General features: G+C 72.6%; 1 protein-coding gene. It reads right to left on the reverse strand.

The features are described 5' to 3' along the window. Positions 1-208 (reverse strand): LUD domain-containing protein (locus BN358_RS24445; protein WP_198018495.1); only part of this gene is annotated, 208 nt, incomplete at both ends.

Here is a 208-nt window from a genome sequence, read left to right on the forward strand (position 1 = left end):
TGGGTGTCCGGAACCAGGGTGAGTGCGCGACGGCCCTGGTTGGGCGCGTGGTCGAGCACGATCGTCCCGGTCTCCGCGATGCCGACGGCCGCGGCGGTGACGACGCCGTCGATCGCGTCCAGCTCGGCGCGCGACAGCGGGGGCTCGTCACCATGGACGGTGATCCCGGCCGACTCGATGGCCTGCCGCAGGGCTGCTCTACCCCTGA

This window comes from Sedimentibacter sp. B4, assembly GCF_000309315.1.
Taxonomy (GTDB): Bacteria; Bacillota; Clostridia; order Tissierellales; family Sedimentibacteraceae; genus Sedimentibacter; species Sedimentibacter saalensis.